A 16621-nucleotide genomic window follows, 5' to 3' on the forward strand; every position below is an offset into this window, starting at 1 on the left:
GAGTTACCTGAGAGGGACTGGAAGTGCCGATTAACAATAAATAAATTAAATCTTCATAATTGAGACTCTTCAGACAGGCGGCATTGCAATGCACTTTATATTCTATGTCGCTTTTTTTGTACTGTTTTTGTCCTCAGAAGAAGAAAAAATATACCATTATTGAAATGATTAGCGGCCATGGAATCTATATCAGATAGAAACGTATTTAATTGAAATACTATTTAAATGAAAGTTTTTAAATAGTATTTCTGTTTTTACAGACTAGAGTTTACATCCAGTGAAACTCTTGAATTCATTGAAGTATCAAATTTTTTTGTTTTACTTGCGTCGCTGACCAATGATCCTTTACGCATCTTATGAGCATCCAAAAACAAGTTAGGGTGTTTGTCTCGTATTCCACTAACCACCCATTGATAGGGAAGATCATCGAAATCCCCATGTATCTTGACGAATTCCATGTGCTTGCGTCCGGTCAGGTCATACGGGTGGTGAAGACTGTCTTTAGTACCGTCGAACTCTAATGGTGTTAGTTTATATAAGGCGCAGAGTTTATCGTTAAAAACAGGCGTCGATTTAATCCAGTTTTTTCCATCAAGACACAATTCTACTAAGCAGTGATAATGGAAAGTATCGCCTCCTACATACTGTCGAATATTGTCGGAACAAAGATGATTTTTTACATCTGCAAACCATAAACGTGCAGGAACTCCGATTGATCGAAGTAAGGTTGTATAAACTATAGATTTATGAATACACATGCCAGAACCTCCTCGTAAGATTTGGCTGGCAGTTAAACCCTCTTTTGAGAAATCTGCACCGTAGATATCGTAAAAAATATTATCTCGCACGGCATAATAAAGTTTGACGGCCCTTTCTCGGAGCGAATTATTATCAGCTGGTGCATACTTTTCAATAAATTGAACCGTTTCTATCGTATCTGTATCAAAGAATTCAGTTGCCCTGAGGTGTCTTTCAGTAATCATTTTTATGCTCCGGAAAAGGGTTTGAGTTTATAAAGCATTAGGTAACGTGACTATAACGGTGGTGCCGACATCAAGTTTGCTGTTTATTGTTAATGATCCATTCAGACTGTCCACAATCGTAGAGCAGATATAAAGTCCAAGACCATAGCCTCCGGATTGGCGACGACGTGATTTATCTGCTCTCCAGAATGGTTCCGTAAGGTAGGGCAATTCTTCTTCTGCAATCCCAGCTCCAGTATCAGCAACAGAGATTTGCATTGCTGGACTGTTCAGTTGCTTACTATTGTCGGAAACTGTGATTATGACTGGATTATTTTTGCCATAAAAAATTGCGTTTCCAATAAGATTCCTCATTAACACGGCAAGCATTACCGGATGGCAGGTACAGTGTTGCTGGGTGGTTTGTACGTCCAGGATGATCTCTGATGCCTTATCTTGATACTCGGCGGTAATCTCGTTAAAGAATGGCAGAATTTCAATTTCGGAGCTGTCAGCGTCATCCATATTGGTGCGTGTTCTCTCTGTATAGAGTATTGCATCCAAAATTCGCTCAACGTTATCGATGTCTCCCAGAATTTCCAGCCTGAGCTTCTCATCCGTGACCAGATCTTTGCGTACCTTTAATCGGGCAAGTGGTGTTCTGACTTCATGGGGGATTGCCAGCAGCATATGGCGTCTGGATTCGTGGATTCGCTGCAGCTGTTCCAGCATTTCATTAAATCCTTCAGCAAGCGTTCGGTATTCACCATAGGTTTTTGCCAGGGGGATACGATAATTCAGATTCCCTTCTTCGACATTTTTAGCGCCTTGTTTCAGCTCGGAAAATGGTCGAGTCAGGAAGCGAATGATGTAATAGTTGGCAATTAACACAATCAGAACCGTTGCGAAAATAACACTGATGAGTAGTAGGGCCTGAGAAGACAGTGAATGACCAAATTTGGGCAAAATTATGTAGTAATCGTCTTTCCAGGCTGCGGCAACATAGTGATCGTTGTATGACTGCATGGCGATGCCATCCTGATCTGATTTTGCTTCTTGAATCAGGTCTTGATAATCCGCGTATCTGGGGTCGTCGATGGCCTCTGCCGGAATTAAAACTAAAGGGACATCGTCTATTTTCATGCCCTCTAAATCACTTTTTTGATTTACATCTGTGATATGGCTAAACAACGTTTTAGCCAGGTAGCGCCTAGGGTGCTCATCGGCGATTTCTTTGAACGATGCGATCATCACAAAGGCTAAAACACAGGTTGATACAATGGTGTTCAGAAGTAGAGCGGAAAAAACTGAGCGACTAATCCAATTAATCATGAAATCTATCCTTAAGGTAATTTTTTAGGCAACCCGCGACTAAGTCCATTATTTTCATTGGAGCTAAAGGGACCTGTTCGCAGAGCCTTTAGTCTAATGCTCTCCCACGTAAAACATAACCCTGATTTCTGACGGTAGAGATAAAATCACTAACTTCTGCTGTCTCACGGATTTTTAATCTGATTCGATAAATTAGTGCATCAATGCTTTTTGACTGAGTGGAGATACTTTGCTGGCACGCTTCGTTAATATCTTCTCGACTCATTATTTCACCCGGCGCTGAGGCAAGCGTCGCAAGTATTTCCAGTTCCATCGGTGTTAAGGATATGTCCGTATCATTTATCATCACTTTGGCTTCTGATGTGTCAATTTCAAGAGTATTGTCATCAAGCTGGATCAGCTGTGTATTTCGTTTTAACACCGGCAATTCTTTTCCAATTTTTGGTGTACGTCTTTGTATAGCATTTGCTCGTGCTAATAGTTCTCTCGGTTCGAAAGGTTTAATGACATAATCGTCGGCTCCGGCTTCCAGGCCAGCAACAAGATTTACCATCTCGCTTCTTGCCGTCAGCATAATTATAGGAGTTTCCCTGGCGGGAGATTCGTTTTTACGAAGTTGCCGGCAAAGCTCAAAACCATTCATTTCCGGCAGCATAATATCCAATAATATAATGTCATAAGTGTTGTTTTTTAATGCTTCAAAACCTTCTGATGGTGTTTGAGCAATGTCCATCTGCTGTCCGAAGCGCTTCATGAAATCCTGTACTAACTCACCCAGTTCTATGTCATCATCTATAAGCAACAATCTCATCGTTATTCCCAAAATTTTGTAAATGTTAGCATTACGCCATACTCTTGAGTATTACCACCATAGATAGTTTCATCGCCTCCGAAAAAGACATAGCTTTGTAACTTCATTTTTGTTGTATCAGTGGTTGGAATACTGAGAGATAACTGGCTGAAGCCACTTTCGTCCAATGGTGTATAGGTCGTAATCAGAGACAGATCCGAGTCACCGATAACATCATTCCAGCCGATTCGAGCAAATAACTGATGTCTTGCCAGAGGTTCCTGGCGTCTATTGGCTATGCCACTTATTTTTCCTGCTGTGGTTGAGGCTTTCCAAGCGGACAAGTCGTCTTTGTCCAGACCCGCTTCGTTGTAGTGATACTCAAGGCTTAATGAAATGTCCTCATCACCGACAAAATTATCACCGACTGACCAGGTAAAACCGGTTGCGATCTGACTGTAGTATTGAAGTTCTGTATTTCCGTATATGCTGGCATCACTGCCGATGGCTTCTGCAGGTATACTTAACCGCTTTTGTTCGGACCATTCACCATAGATAACAACAGATTCCGAAACAGCCATACTGAGTTCAAGACCGAAGGCTGGTTTGTCTTTTATGTATAACCCGGTTCCGGTTAAAGACAGGTTTTTCCAACGGGATGGTGTGTATTTCACCCAAAGCGCATCCTCAGAGTTAGTACGGTCAAGGCTAAGTCCGAAAATATCTTTATCTGTGGTTAATTTTTCTTTTCCATCAGAAACCTCAGGCCGATAGCCAAAATTAATTAATGCTTCTGGTGTCAGAAATACTCCTTGAAAACTTAAGATCCCTAAACGGTCGTTGCGTCGGTCAGCAACATCAAAGGTTTCTACCACAATTTGACTGTTATCTTTAAACCAGTCTGTGGGGTTAAAGCCACTGGCTACGCCATTTCTGACATTGTAGCGGCCAAGTATCCATGTCCAGCTGATGTCGGGAGAATAGGTTAGTGCCAGTTCCTGAGTATCCAGTCGGGCATCGTTATCAAAATCGAACTCGGTCTGGTCGTTCAACTCCAAACGAAAACGGGCGTTGAGTTGAACTCCAAACTCGTCGTTTATTTTGCTATGTCCGTGTAATCTTGCAGACAGTCTCCCGGAGGTAAAAGGACTTTCTTCTCGAGGGTTTCCGTGGAGTATCAGTCCTTCTATCTCAGAGGCAAAGGGTAGTGCATTATTCCCGGAGGGATTTGACGTGACAACTTCCTGCTCGCTCGTTTCCATGTCTGGAATACTGGGCACCATTTGGAAATCATCGGCGTGGGCCAGCGCTGTTGTCAGAGACAACAGCGCTGTAGTTACACTAATCTTATTACTTATGCGAAGATCTTTCGCTGTACGAAACCGATTAGTTGCATCAGACATTGCAATCACTACGCCCCCGCCGAAGTAAAATGAGGAAGCCATTCTTTGTTGAACCAGGACTGTGGCAACGTAAACGGCTCGTGATTATTCATAGTCATTACCGTGACCTTTTTGGTGTTAAAACCGTCACTGATCACGACTTCGGTGGGTCTGGTTTCTCCCAGTACTTTTTTCCAGCCACGATACCAGGCGACCTTCAGTAATTTTCCACTGCTACCATAAAACTTGGCCTTAAGCGGGCGGTAGTTTTCCTGATCAACCCATAGATCAACGCTGTCGTAGGGTGCAAAATCATTAGTGGAATCCAGTTTCAGTTTCCAGCTGAGACGTTCCTGTTTGTCACCACTGAAGACAGTTTCTTCGCTTGTGAGTGCTGGCAAATAGTCCATTACAAAGTTTGAAGTAATGACATCTCCGTTTGATGCATTGCCAAGCAGCCTTTGTCGGGGCGACATGCGGACTGAAGCTTTGGATTTATTGTCATAAAACCAAAGGATATTATCGTTTCTAAGTAACAGCTTGCCCTTATCTACGACAGGCTTGTCAATATGGACAATGGTTAGAAACTGGCCTTCATCGCTCATTCGTGAATGAGTTTTTACTAATGTCTTGTCGATAAGTTTCCCGTTCTCGTATTGCTTCAGATTAACGTCGACTACGAATGATTGTTGGGGGTTGCGAATGAAATCTGATTTTTCCAGAATTTCTGTTGCTGTCTGTGCGCTAGCGCTACTGCACATCGCGACGCAGATCCCCATGCCCAGAATGGAACGTTTTAGCTTGGTAAAATATGACATTATGCGTCTCCGGTACTGATTAGGCGTGATGAAGTGAGCTGACAATGTTCATACGTGAAGCTTTCCGTGTCGGATAAATCGCAGCTAGTACCGCTAAAGAGAACAGGAAGGCTACAATCCCCGCCAGTAGTAGTGGATTTTCCAGCACCATCAGGTTAATCAAAATAGGTGTAGCGTTGCTTGGAGGTGTCCAGCTTATTTGAGAAGCGTTGATAATGTTGGCAATAACCAATGTCAGCAGTATCGCCATTATTACGCCGAAAAGACCTATAAGAGCACTTTCTGAGATAAACATGCGCATGACAAAACCGCGACGAAAGCCCAGGGCCCGAATAGTTCCGATCTCATTGACCCGTTCCATGACAGTCAGGTTAATGGTATTGGTGATTGTGAAAATAATCACAATGCCGAGGAACAGGGAAACAACTCCGAAGATGAACGAGAACATTCCAACAATTCGATTAAAGGTTGGATCAACTTCGCTGAAAGTAAAGACTTCCAGATTCAGCTGCTCTTTATCGATAATCTGCTGAATTCGAGCCTTCACCTGATCGACATTATTAGGGTTGTTTAGTTGAATCAGCAGGGAGGTTGCGCGAGGATCCTCACCATAGAGCAGAGATCTGGCGGTATCAAAGTGCATCATCAAGAACGCGTTATCGATAGCACGCTGTGCCTGGGACTGCATATCCTTAATAAATACACTGACGATGTTTGGTGCGCCATCAGCGGCGGCAAGCAGGTTTATTTGTGGGCCTTGGTTTTCTGTGACTTCGGTGGAGTTTTGAGCTAAATCACTGTCAACAAGATCAGAGAAATCGACGACTTCATCTGAAAGCGGTTTGACCAGGTTTGGTGGATCTTCACAGTTTGGGATATTTAGCGGTTTGCACAAACCTAACAGGCGTGCCATTCCTTTACCCACGATGGCGCCTTCTGAGCCTGAACCGGCAAGACCAGTGGCGGGGGTTTCCACTTTAACGTTCCAGCCGTCCCACTTGCGCATTTTGTCAGCATCTTCCTGTACGACGCCACGCCCGATAAAGGTTTTGCTGTTATCAGTTGCTGCTACTCCGGCAATGCCCGCAAGTTGCACCTGGGGGGTGATTACATAGATTTGCTGCTTGAGTTCCGGGTCGGCAAGGATTGCATCCATGGCATTATGGTAATTATCGATGGTATAGCTATCAGGGTCAGCTGCACCGAATTTCAGATAATCTTTCTTATATACCTGAAGCTGGCCCTGATCCTGAATGTTGCTGGTTTGTACACCAAAGAATATGGAGGTTACGAAGCCTCCAAAAAGCATCATTGCTAATCCGCCAATACCGATGGCGGTGATGGTTATGATGGTACGACGACCATTCTTAATAAGGTTTCTGAGAGCAATTTGCCAGATCATTTTAGACCTCCAGTATCTTGAAGTAGTCCGTCTACGATATGAATGAGTCTGCTTCCTTCATTGATTAGTGTTTCGTCATGGGTGCAGATAACAAAGCTTGTCTTGAATTTACTTTTCATATCCGTCATTAAGTCGACAATCTCTTGTGACGTTCTGATATCCAGGTTTGCGGTGGGCTCGTCTGCAATAACCAGTGCTGGATTTGTCACCAGGGCTCGAGCGATTGCAACGCGCTGACGCTGTCCTCCACTGATTTCACCGATATTTCGGTTGATCAGTTCACCTAAACCTACGGCTTCCAGATAATGTTCGGCTCTCTCTCTTCGTTCAGATCTGTTTATGTTGTCGTGCAGTAAAGGGAATTCGACGTTTTCCAACACTGACAGGACAGAGATCAGGTTGAATGATTGAAAGATAAATCCAATGTTTTTTGATCGAAAATCAGCAGCACGGTTATCATTAAAATCGCTAACCTTTTCTCCCATCAAATAAATCTCACCCGCTGTTGGCTGGTCTAAAAGCCCCAGGAGATTAAGAAAGGTTGTTTTACCGCTTCCAGAAGGACCAAACAAAAATGTCATTTCACCTTTGGGTATTTTGCAGCTGGCTCCTTTTAGGGCCTTGAATTTATATTTGTCAATTACATATTCTTTTTCAACATCTTTGAATACAGCAATTGATTCTGCGTTTGGTGGGGCTTCTTGATTAGGCGAGTAATGACTTGATGTACTGACGGGATTGTAATCCCGGATGTTTTCATCTCTAAACATTGTTACGTCCTCCTTTTCTTGGATGCTAATAGTAAATCGCTAAATTCGTGTAAATTCAATGAACTGTAGATGTAGATAAATACCAAAAGAATAACGAATAATTAATGATGCGAGAAGATCTTTAAATAAACATTGTTTTTATAATAATCTTTGTTTTTCAATGAGATATGGCTGATGTTTGGATGTTTTTAAGCCTTGGGTGGAGCGCTTAAAACTGGCATTGTTATCCATATCGTAACCTTAGTTTCCATAGTGTTATGTATATAGCGAAGTATCACAAAATATTCGATGATTCGTGATTTATTGAATTATTAGTAATTTTTAATCATTTATTCTGTGGCGTAGATATACAGAAAGTCATTTGGCTTGTTGTGATGTTTTAACACAATATCTTGTCATGTTTGTGATTAATATGTATCAAACTTGATACTAGTATTTCTTTAATTCTAATATATTGTTGGTCAGGTTTAGAACATGAATGGTGCTAAATTTATTGTTTATATTGTTTCAAGGATGAGTGAATAGGGATATTTACAGGTGGATAGCTATGCAGCGTATTCTAGAGAAAATTTGTTATGAATAGTCAGCCTTCAGATAATGACATTGTTGTTACGCAGGCCTTCTGTGAATTACCAAATGATGAAGGTGACGTATATACATTATCAACCAAGAAGATGGAGGGCGGAGAAAGTTCTGAACATCATGTACGGTTTTTACCTGAAATAAATTTGTCATCTTTGGATAGAAAAAAATCCAAGCGTCATACCAAACTATCCTACAGAGTTTCGTTGTTGTTAGAACAATTGTTAGAAAGTTCCGGGCTTCAGCCTGAGGTTTTTTCGGGACCTGATTCCGGCTTTGTATCTGGTTCCGGATATGGATGCATGAGTACTACCCAGGGCATTCACACTACTCTCAGGAAAGACGGTCCTAGGAAAATTGATGCGATTGAATTTGCCAAGTCGACACACAGCTATCCGCTATCAATAAATGGGATTAAATATCAGCTTCTTGGCCCAAGTGTGGCGATTGTTTCATCGGAAGTTGCCGGGGTTGATGCGATACAGTGCGCAGCAGACTGGATTAAATCAGACCGCTGTAAGCGGGTTTTGGTGGTCGCCTATGAATCTTTCAGCCCATTGCTGGCTGATCATGTACTGACTGTAAATCGTGAACTTAACGGTTGTTACAGTTTTATTGAAAGTATCTCAGTGCTCCTTCTTGAACGTAGAGCAGATGTGGAGTCTCGTGGCGGTAATATACTGGCGACGATTGATGGCATAAAAACTTTTGGGGGAAGTGGCGAGGACCTTAAAAGACAGCTGCTTGATTCGATGATGAGCATCTGGAGAAGCCGTCCCTCCAATTCAGGTGTTATTTGTTGTTCTCATCGTAATAAAAAACTCTGCGATTTAGAGAATGATGTCCTGACTTCCTTTTCTGAAGACCGTTCATTTCAGTGTGACTCTGGCAGCAAACAGCTTTATGGAGAGAGCCTGGGTGCCAGTGCGCTGCTTGATCTGGTTTATTTACTCAATAGTCCCCGAAAATCAAAAACAAAAGATCCTGATCATTGGATTATCAATTGCTTGGATACACGTCGTGGTGGGGGGGTGATCGGGCTAACCAAGGGTGCCGAAGGATTTAGGGAAACGTTATGAAAACAGTAGCAGTTACAGGTATAGGAGCGCTTACTCGAGATGCCAGGGGCGTTGAAGCACTTTGGCAGCATCTATTATCTGAGTCATTTCCACCGGCACCGCCTCCTACATTTGACGCATCACTCTTCCGCTCTGATCGTAGTTACATTATTGACCCTGTGAAACAGCAGGATGAGATTAATGCCATTGTCGACAGGGAGGGAGGGGATCTTGAACCTTATCGTCACTTTCCTTGTGCTGGCTATGGGCTTCTGGCTGCAACAGAAGCATTGAAGCAGGCGGGTGTTGGTTGCGTGGAACGCACTCAGATGGGCATTAGCATAGCAACCACGAGTGGCGGGTTGATGGATGTTTATGCAGAAAGTGGAGGGGATTCATCACCTCATATTCGTCATAACAGCCAGTGCGGTTCGGCGGCCATGCTGTTGGCGGAAACACTCAATTTGGGTGGGCCAGTTTCAACCTTCTCCTGTGCCTGTGTCAGCGGTATTGCCAGTATTACCTATGGATATCAACGAGTGTCTCAGGGAGACGTTCCGATCATGTTGGTGGGAGGTTGCGATATGGTCCGTGAAGCTGATTATGCCGGATTCAATGCATTGCGGGCTGTATCCCCTGATGTTTGCAGACCTTTTGATGTGGATCGTAAAGGGATGGTTATGGGAGATGGTGCCGCAATGCTGGTATTGGAGGATCTGGGGTACGCCCGGGAGCGCGGGGCGAATCCGCTGGCGATTCTTTCCGGCAGTGGTCTTTCTGCAGATGGATACCATATTACCGCGCCGCGTTCTGATGGTCTGGTGCGAGCAATGAGACAGGCTCTGGTTGGTTCGGGTATTACAACCGGAGATATTGGTTACATTAATTGCCATGGGACAGGGACACCGGCTAATGATGGCGTTGAGTTAGAGGCGTTGAAGTCCGTTTTTGGTGAAGACGCGACCGTTTCCATCAGTTCTACAAAAGGGGCTGTTGGTCATCTCTTGGGCAGTTCAGGAGCACTGGAGGCGGTGATATCTATTTTAGCGCTGAGGAATGGTCTTGTTCCTCCTATGCCGACAACTAAAAAAACGGATGCTGGTCACTCTTTCAGGGTCCCTTTATCTGGCTCTTCCTTGCCGTTCAACAGCGATTATGTGATGAGCAATTCTCTCGGGTTTGGTGGTTTAAATGGCAGCTTGGTATTTGCTGCTCCAACTAAGTTAACGACAGGGCAGTGTGATGAACAGCTTTAACCAAGTAGATATGGCCTCCTCCAATAATGAGTACTTAGATGAATTCATCGATGCATTAGCAAGCTGGCAAGAGAAATTTAACAACAATTGGCTCGAAGATGATAAAACCGGGCGCTTCAATCCTGATAAATGGAAGGCCTTGCAAGAGTCAGGACTCACTGGAATGCTCAATTCTATTGAAGTCGGAGGATTAGGGTTAGGGGCTGTAGCAGCCGCTCGAATCATGCAGACTCTTGGCAGCCTTTGTCATGACGGGGGGCTGGGTTTTGCGCTTTGTACACATTTGTGCAGTACATGTCTCTCGGTTGAGCAGTTTGGTACAGCAGAGATCAAACAAAAGTATCTGTCTTCACTTATCAGTGGGGACTGTATAGGGGCTCATGCGATCACTGAACCGGGGAGCGGATCTGACGCTTTTTCAATGACCACAAAAGCAACTAAAACTGAAGGTGGGTGGTTGTTGAATGGGACCAAGATCTTTGTCTCTAACGCACCCATTGCTGATGTTATTGTGGTCTATGCATGCAGTAACCCTGATAAAGGTACATTGGGTGGATTCAGCGCTTTTCTGGTTAATACCCAGTCCGATGATGTGGTGATTGGTCCATCCGTGGACAAAATGGGGCTAAAGACGTCGCCATTATCGGATGTTTATCTGAACGATGTTTTTGTGCCCGATGAAGCTTTGCTGGGCCGTGAGGGTATGGCGTTTGTTGTGCTTGATTACGTCATGAAGTGGGAAGTGATCTGTGTTTTTGCCTGGCAGGTTGGAGAGATGCAGAAGCGCTTGCGGATGTGTATCGAACATGCGCGGAACCGCAACCAGTTTGGCGAAAAAATATCAAAATTTCAGGCTGTCTCTCACCGGCTGGCAGATATGCACATCAAAGTTGAAACCTGTAAGTACTGGCTGATGCGGGCAGCTCAATCCGTTCAGTCTAAAGGATCGTCAACTGAAGATATTGCCATCGCCAAACTGGTTATCAGTGAGAATAATATGGCCACGGCTATTGATGCTATTTCCACTTTTGGTGGATCTGGTTACATGGCCGATATCGGCTTGGAAAAACAGCTGCGTGATTCTGTCGGCGGCATCTTGTATTCAGGCACCTCTGATATCCAGCGCAGTCGAATTGCTGCAATGCTGGGATTGTGAGGAGACCAGTATGAATACAGCACAATATCTTGCCAGTTTCGTTACCGAATCAGTCATTCCTGAAGCGACAGCTGTAAAGTGTCAGGGCGACACCATATCCTATCAGCAACTGGCAGGACGGGCGTTGCAAGTAGCCTCCGAGCTGCAATTCATAGTGACCTCCGGGGAGGAGCCCGTCGCTGCGGTTATCATGGAGAAAGGAATTGGTGCGGTAGAAGCCATTATCGGTTCACTTGCCGCAGGGATTGCGTATGCTCCTATCGCCCCGGAAAATCCGCTTCAGCGGATACTCTCCATTCTGAAAGGATTAACCCCGGATGTAATCATTACTGATGCTCATAGTCTGGATAAGTTAGAGGGGGTTGCTGCTGAACTTGGAATCCCTGTTTTAAATAACGACAGTATTCAAGAGCAAGCCGGTTCTAACAAACCGCTTCCGGTATTGAAAGCGTCGCCAAATTCACTGGCTGCCGTGCTACATACTTCGGGATCAACAGGCAAGCCCAAATCGGTTTATATTGGTGCCGCGCAGATTGTTACTTTCGCTGAATGGGTGTGTGAGGAATTTGATTTAAATAACACGGATGTGCTGTTGAATCATGCTCCATTGGCTTTCGATTTAACGTTTCTCGATCTGTTTGCCACTTTTAAAGCAGGTGCAAAACTTGTTCTTACTCGTAACCAAGAAGCAGCCAACAGTCAGGCGCTACAAACGTTATGTAAAAATGAGTCCCCGACATTCTGGCACTCAACACCTACTTCCCTGCGGCTGCTGGTGCATGGTGCAGAGCAGCTGACTTTTCCCGCAATGAAGCACGTATTGTTTGCTGGAGAACCGATGTCAGTCAAGTTGCTTAATGCCGCAGGTAAGATTTTTGTAAATGCAGAACATATCAACATCTACGGATGCAGCGAGACCAATGATACGTTTTATTACCGCTGTCCTATTCCGTTTATTGGAACGACGATACCGATAGGCAAGCCACTACCCTATACCCAATGGAAAATTCTTAATGAACAGAAAGCCCCCTGCCGGGAGGGCGAGCTTTGGGTGCATTGTCCAACCATGATGCGCCACTATGGTGACAAGGTGCTGACTGATAACGCTTTTACAAGGTTTGATGGCAAACAGTATTTTCGTACCAGGGATAAGGTTCGTATTGATGAAGATGGATTAATGCATTTTCTGGGGCGTACGGATTGGACTGCCAAAATAAATGGTTATCGAATTGATTTACAGGATGTTGAACAATCCATTCTCGAAAGTCCGGAAGTCAGTGAAGCGATTGCTTTTGTGCAAGATATTGATGGAGTGCCACAGCTTGAAGCGGCAGTTAGCTGTGATCCTGAGTTTAACAGTCTAAAGCTACGCCAGTGCCTGATGGCTAAGCTTCCCACCTATGGAATACCGCGCAGATTTCATCTGACTCAGTATCCGTTGGAAAAAAACAGCAATGGCAAGCTGTGTCGTAAAACAATAGCAGGCACATATAGTCTGCATAATTCAAAGCCAATAGCCTTGGCTGAACATTAATAGGAAGGAGAAATAATATGAATGCTATGTTAACGGTTGAAAGCTTTCTGTGTGAAGAGTTTGCACCAGATATGGCCGCCGCAGGGCTGCCCGCCGATTTGAACCTGATTGAATCAGGAGTGCTGGATAGTCTGGGCCTGCTTAAGCTGGTGGCATTTCTGGAAAACCAGTTCAATATTATCGTATTGCCTGAAGAGCTTGATGTCGATCACTTCAACTCGATGACTCGGATTAATGAATTCGTTGAAAACAAAAGAAATTCTATGGGTGATCAAATTCAGTGATATTGAGAGTGTTAGTCTACTGTCAAACATCGCTCAGGGAAGCGTTAATACTTTGCGGAGTCGATTCATAGACCTGTATCTATTACCGAGTCGAGCCTGGGGTGTTGTCAGGTTTGGCTCTCTTGTTCCGCTTTCTGATGCTGAAATAATCGATCACTGTTTTGTTTGAAGTGATAGCAACAGGTGCAGGGAGATGATTTGGCAGCTCTCAGGGCCATAGATTAACAATAGGAATTTGTTATGAGTGAACACGAAAAGCTAGTTGTTGATTTGATCAATGGCGATGATCCTGGCGTTGAGCGTATGCTTTCCTACTGGCAAGAAGTTGACCGCGGTGCTCGCCCGAAGCCTGAGATTGTTGCAGCACTGACAGCGTTATCCTGTGCTCAGCCTTCATCAGTGAACGCCATTGTTGCATTTCTTCGTTATGTAGAAAGTGTATATGGCAAAGTCTCCTTACCTTCAGTATCAAACCCGGTGAATATTGTCGGTACTGGCGGTGGGCTATCCACTTTTAATATCTCGACAACCTCTGCATTTGTTGCTGCAGCCTGTGGTGCTCAGGTGCTGAAAAGCGGATCTCGTGCATATGCCAGCCGATCAGGAGCTTTGGATGTTCTGGAAGCGCTGGGGTTTCGGGTTATGACTCGTCATGAAGATATCGATCAGATGGTTAGTGAAACCGGAATTGGTTTTGTTCCGGAATCCTGCTACCCGGCTATCTGCAGGCGTTTGGCCCTGTCTTGCATGCCGATGAATTTCAAAACAGTGGGGCAGTTCATTAACCGTCTTGGACCACTTCTTTGTCCGTTTGATTTAGCTGGACAAGTCACGGGGGCTTCAACATTAGCGCTAATGAAAACACTCGCTGAGGCTGCTGCGCAGGTAGGGTTAGGGAATATTCTGTTTAGTCATTCTTCCCTGGGTGTTGATGAAATCCTGTCGATGGGAACAAACCATTTTACCTGGCTAGATGAAAGTGGTTGCCAGACAAACTGGTCGGTTAATGCGCTAAGTGATGGCTGTCAGGGAGGGGACTTCTGTAATCTGGTCGGCGCAGATGCAAGAGCCAATGCAGAGCTTATCAAAAATGTTCTGAAAGGGCAGGGTCCGATAGAAAGACTTGAAACCGTCGCTATGAATGTCGGGGCTACCCTGATGGTTGCGGGGATTGTTGATGACATTTCAAAAGGACGTGAACTGGCGCTGGAGGCTATGGGGACGGGTAAAGCGATAGAAGCCTTTATTAATGCAAGAGATTACTCTTTGGAAATTGCTCAGGGGGTGGTGTGCTGATGACTTCTTTCGTTAAGGCGTTGCAAGATGCCGCCGTCCCAATGATTGCGGAAATAAAACCCTATTCTCCAGAGTTAGGTGATTTGCTGAAGGGGCGAGATCCCAAAGAAATTGCAGAGTCTTATCAGCAAGGGGGCGTTGCCTGTTTATCGGTAACGACTGGACGCTGGCATGGCGGCAATATAGCGATGCTGGAGGCTATTGCCGGGATTGCGGAAATACCGGTACTGAGAAAAGACTTCATTACCAGTCGCCATGAGTTAAGAAGGAGTTTAGGTGCGGGGGCTGATAGCGTACTTCTGTCCGCTCAACTGATTCGTCGGCAAGAGTTAATGATGTTAATAGATGAGGCTCTGAGAATGGGACTCACACCCTTTGTAGAGACAAATCAAGCCTCTGATCTGGAGGGGCTCAGTTTCCCGCTGGGAACGGTACTGGCCATTTGTAACCGTGATATCCGGGAGAAGGAATGTGATGATGGGACGGTGTCTCAGAGTTTGGCTCTTTATCAAGCTGGCAGGCAAAGCAACCCTGAGCTGCTAATTAGCGCAAGTGCAATAAGAACACCTTATGATGCCAGAGTGTTAATGGCAGCAGGCTATGATGGTATCCTGATAGGAACTGGGTTACTGATGCAAGACACTGATATTCAGGAAGTGCTGTCTGACTATTCGTCAGCAATTGGTCTATCCCGGGAATCTTTGAAGAAATCCCCGGTGTGCTCTGGGGGGGCTAGAACAAACAGATCTTTGCCTTAACGGGTTTTGACGCACAACCAGAATTCAGGATTTTATTGTCTGATAAAATCCTTTTTTATATCTGTATTAAATGTTGCTGTTCCTTTTTTAAGAAACCGGTTTTTTTCTATTTCCTATTCGGTACTGACAAATTGTTAGTGGATTTTTGGAGCGTTTTGATCATTATATTTTTTGGTTTATCGAAAATTAATTTTTGAAATATTTGTTTATTATTAGTGATAAAAGTTCAAACAATTACTTTAATAAGTTTGATATAAAGTACATGGTTTATTTGAACTGATTGTGAATTTATACATGCATAAATTTAAATGGTAGGGACGAATATGATAGTGCGTGATCTAATTTCAGTAGCGAACTCTGAAAGGGACATCTTTTGGGGCGCAGGGAGAAGTCGTCGATTTCTAATCGAAAGTGACAACATGGGGTACTCGTTAACTGACACCGTTATTGAAGCGGGTACAGAGTCTGTTCTTGAATACAAAAACCATATGGAAACCTGTTACTGCATCGAAGGTGAAGGCTGGGTGGAAAACCTGGATACTGGAGAGCGTTTTGAAATTCGCCCCGGTGTTATGTACGCCTTGGATGAGAATGATAAGCATATACTGGCGGCAACCAAAACCATGCGTTTAGTCTGTGTCTTTGCACCTGCATTAAAAGGTTTTGAAGCACATAACCTATCAGCGGCAGGTGAAAGCTCCAGCTATTAAAATAATTTTTTCAATAGCTTAGCTTCCTTTGGCTTCCTCCTGGAGTCTTGTTTTATTCAGGAGGAATGTTAAGAAGCGCTTGTTATCCTGTTATCGGATCATTTTGTACCAGGGGACCAATATTCAAGCCTGTGGCCTTCCGGGTCAAGAACATGAATGACTCTTGCACCCCATTTGTGGTCAATGATCGGGGTAGGGTTTAACTCCTGTGCAACCAGGTAAGCATGAACTTCTTCAATGTTATCCACTTTCATCGTAATGGTTACGCCGGTACCATCACAGCTGTTGATTGAGGCCCTGGACTGATCCGCAATGCTAAGAAAAGAATTTTCATTCAGTTTAAACTCAACAAACCAATCAAAGGATTCATTGACTTCCAGCGCTAACTTTATCTTATAAAAGTTAACGGTTTCTTGCCATTTGCTACAGTAGAGAATGGTGTTGGTTGATTTGATATTTATCATCTGGGTTGTTTGCTATGAATTTATCAGAGTTTAAGAGGCAAAAAAATAGTAAATATATCTCAGCGAT

16 protein-coding genes are annotated in these 16621 nt (G+C 44.1%); 8 read left to right on the top strand and 8 right to left on the bottom strand.

Annotation, left to right across the window (positions count from 1 at the left end; genetic code table 11):
• Positions 1-254 precede the first annotated feature (254 nt).
• From BGP75_RS20415 to BGP75_RS20445, 7 genes are all read right to left on the bottom strand, one after another.
• Positions 255-983: a transglutaminase family protein gene (locus BGP75_RS20415; protein ID WP_076720735.1), complete on the bottom strand. Its 729-nt coding sequence runs from the start codon at positions 981-983 to the stop codon at positions 255-257.
• Between the two features lie 27 nt (positions 984-1010).
• Positions 1011-2294, bottom strand: a complete 1284-nt coding sequence (locus BGP75_RS20420; protein WP_076720736.1) for a cell wall metabolism sensor histidine kinase WalK — start codon at positions 2292-2294, stop codon at positions 1011-1013.
• 88 nt (positions 2295-2382) lie between these two features.
• Positions 2383-3105: a response regulator transcription factor gene (locus BGP75_RS20425; protein WP_076720737.1), complete on the bottom strand. Its 723-nt coding sequence runs from the start codon at positions 3103-3105 to the stop codon at positions 2383-2385.
• Between the two features lie 2 nt (positions 3106-3107).
• On the bottom strand, positions 3108-4529 hold the full coding sequence (locus tag BGP75_RS20430) for a hypothetical protein (RefSeq protein ID WP_143821131.1): 1422 nt from the start codon (positions 4527-4529) through the stop codon (positions 3108-3110).
• Positions 4496-5284 (bottom strand): outer membrane lipoprotein-sorting protein, encoded by a 789-nt coding sequence (locus tag BGP75_RS20435; RefSeq protein ID WP_076720739.1) that lies wholly within the window; start codon positions 5282-5284, stop codon positions 4496-4498. Before BGP75_RS20435 ends, BGP75_RS20430 begins: the two co-directional genes overlap by 34 nt.
• A gap of 19 nt (positions 5285-5303) precedes the next feature.
• A complete protein-coding gene (locus BGP75_RS20440; RefSeq protein WP_076720740.1) occupies positions 5304-6686 on the bottom strand; it encodes an ABC transporter permease in 1383 nt (460 codons plus the stop codon).
• Positions 6683-7456 (bottom strand): ABC transporter ATP-binding protein, encoded by a 774-nt coding sequence (locus BGP75_RS20445; protein WP_083704948.1) that lies wholly within the window; start codon positions 7454-7456, stop codon positions 6683-6685. The genes BGP75_RS20440 and BGP75_RS20445 overlap by 4 nt, the downstream gene beginning before the upstream one ends.
• 575 nt (positions 7457-8031) lie before the next feature.
• Here BGP75_RS20445 and BGP75_RS20450 point away from each other — a divergent pair.
• From BGP75_RS20450 to BGP75_RS20485, 8 genes are all read left to right on the top strand, one after another.
• Positions 8032-9117: a beta-ketoacyl synthase N-terminal-like domain-containing protein gene (locus tag BGP75_RS20450; RefSeq protein ID WP_076720741.1), complete on the top strand. Its 1086-nt coding sequence runs from the start codon at positions 8032-8034 to the stop codon at positions 9115-9117.
• Positions 9114-10352, top strand: coding sequence for a beta-ketoacyl-[acyl-carrier-protein] synthase family protein (locus tag BGP75_RS20455; protein ID WP_076720742.1), 1239 nt, complete (start codon positions 9114-9116; stop codon positions 10350-10352). The genes BGP75_RS20450 and BGP75_RS20455 overlap by 4 nt, the downstream gene beginning before the upstream one ends.
• On the top strand, positions 10339-11508 hold the full coding sequence (locus BGP75_RS20460; RefSeq protein WP_083704949.1) for an acyl-CoA dehydrogenase family protein: 1170 nt from the start codon (positions 10339-10341) through the stop codon (positions 11506-11508). Before BGP75_RS20455 ends, BGP75_RS20460 begins: the two co-directional genes overlap by 14 nt.
• Positions 11509-11518: 10 nt before the next feature.
• Positions 11519-13042, top strand: a complete 1524-nt coding sequence (locus BGP75_RS20465) for an AMP-binding protein (RefSeq protein ID WP_076720743.1) — start codon at positions 11519-11521, stop codon at positions 13040-13042.
• Between the two features lie 17 nt (positions 13043-13059).
• Complete coding sequence (locus tag BGP75_RS20470) at positions 13060-13326, top strand: hypothetical protein (RefSeq protein ID WP_076720744.1); 267 nt, start codon at positions 13060-13062, stop codon at positions 13324-13326.
• 240 nt (positions 13327-13566) lie between these two features.
• Positions 13567-14622, top strand: a complete 1056-nt coding sequence (locus tag BGP75_RS20475; protein WP_076720745.1) for an anthranilate phosphoribosyltransferase — start codon at positions 13567-13569, stop codon at positions 14620-14622.
• Positions 14622-15380, top strand: a complete 759-nt coding sequence (locus BGP75_RS20480) for a hypothetical protein (RefSeq protein ID WP_076720746.1) — start codon at positions 14622-14624, stop codon at positions 15378-15380. The genes BGP75_RS20475 and BGP75_RS20480 overlap by 1 nt, the downstream gene beginning before the upstream one ends.
• Positions 15381-15703: 323 nt before the next feature.
• Positions 15704-16090, top strand: coding sequence for an ectoine synthase (locus BGP75_RS20485; protein WP_076720747.1), 387 nt, complete (start codon positions 15704-15706; stop codon positions 16088-16090).
• A gap of 98 nt (positions 16091-16188) precedes the next feature.
• Here BGP75_RS20485 and BGP75_RS20490 read toward each other — a convergent pair whose 3' ends face one another.
• On the bottom strand, positions 16189-16554 hold the full coding sequence (locus BGP75_RS20490; protein ID WP_198939498.1) for a VOC family protein: 366 nt from the start codon (positions 16552-16554) through the stop codon (positions 16189-16191).
• Between the last annotated feature and the right edge of the window lie 67 nt (positions 16555-16621).

Origin of the sequence: Motiliproteus sp. MSK22-1 (assembly GCF_001968815.1) — a bacterium.
Lineage (GTDB): Bacteria > Pseudomonadota > Gammaproteobacteria > Pseudomonadales > Balneatricaceae > Motiliproteus.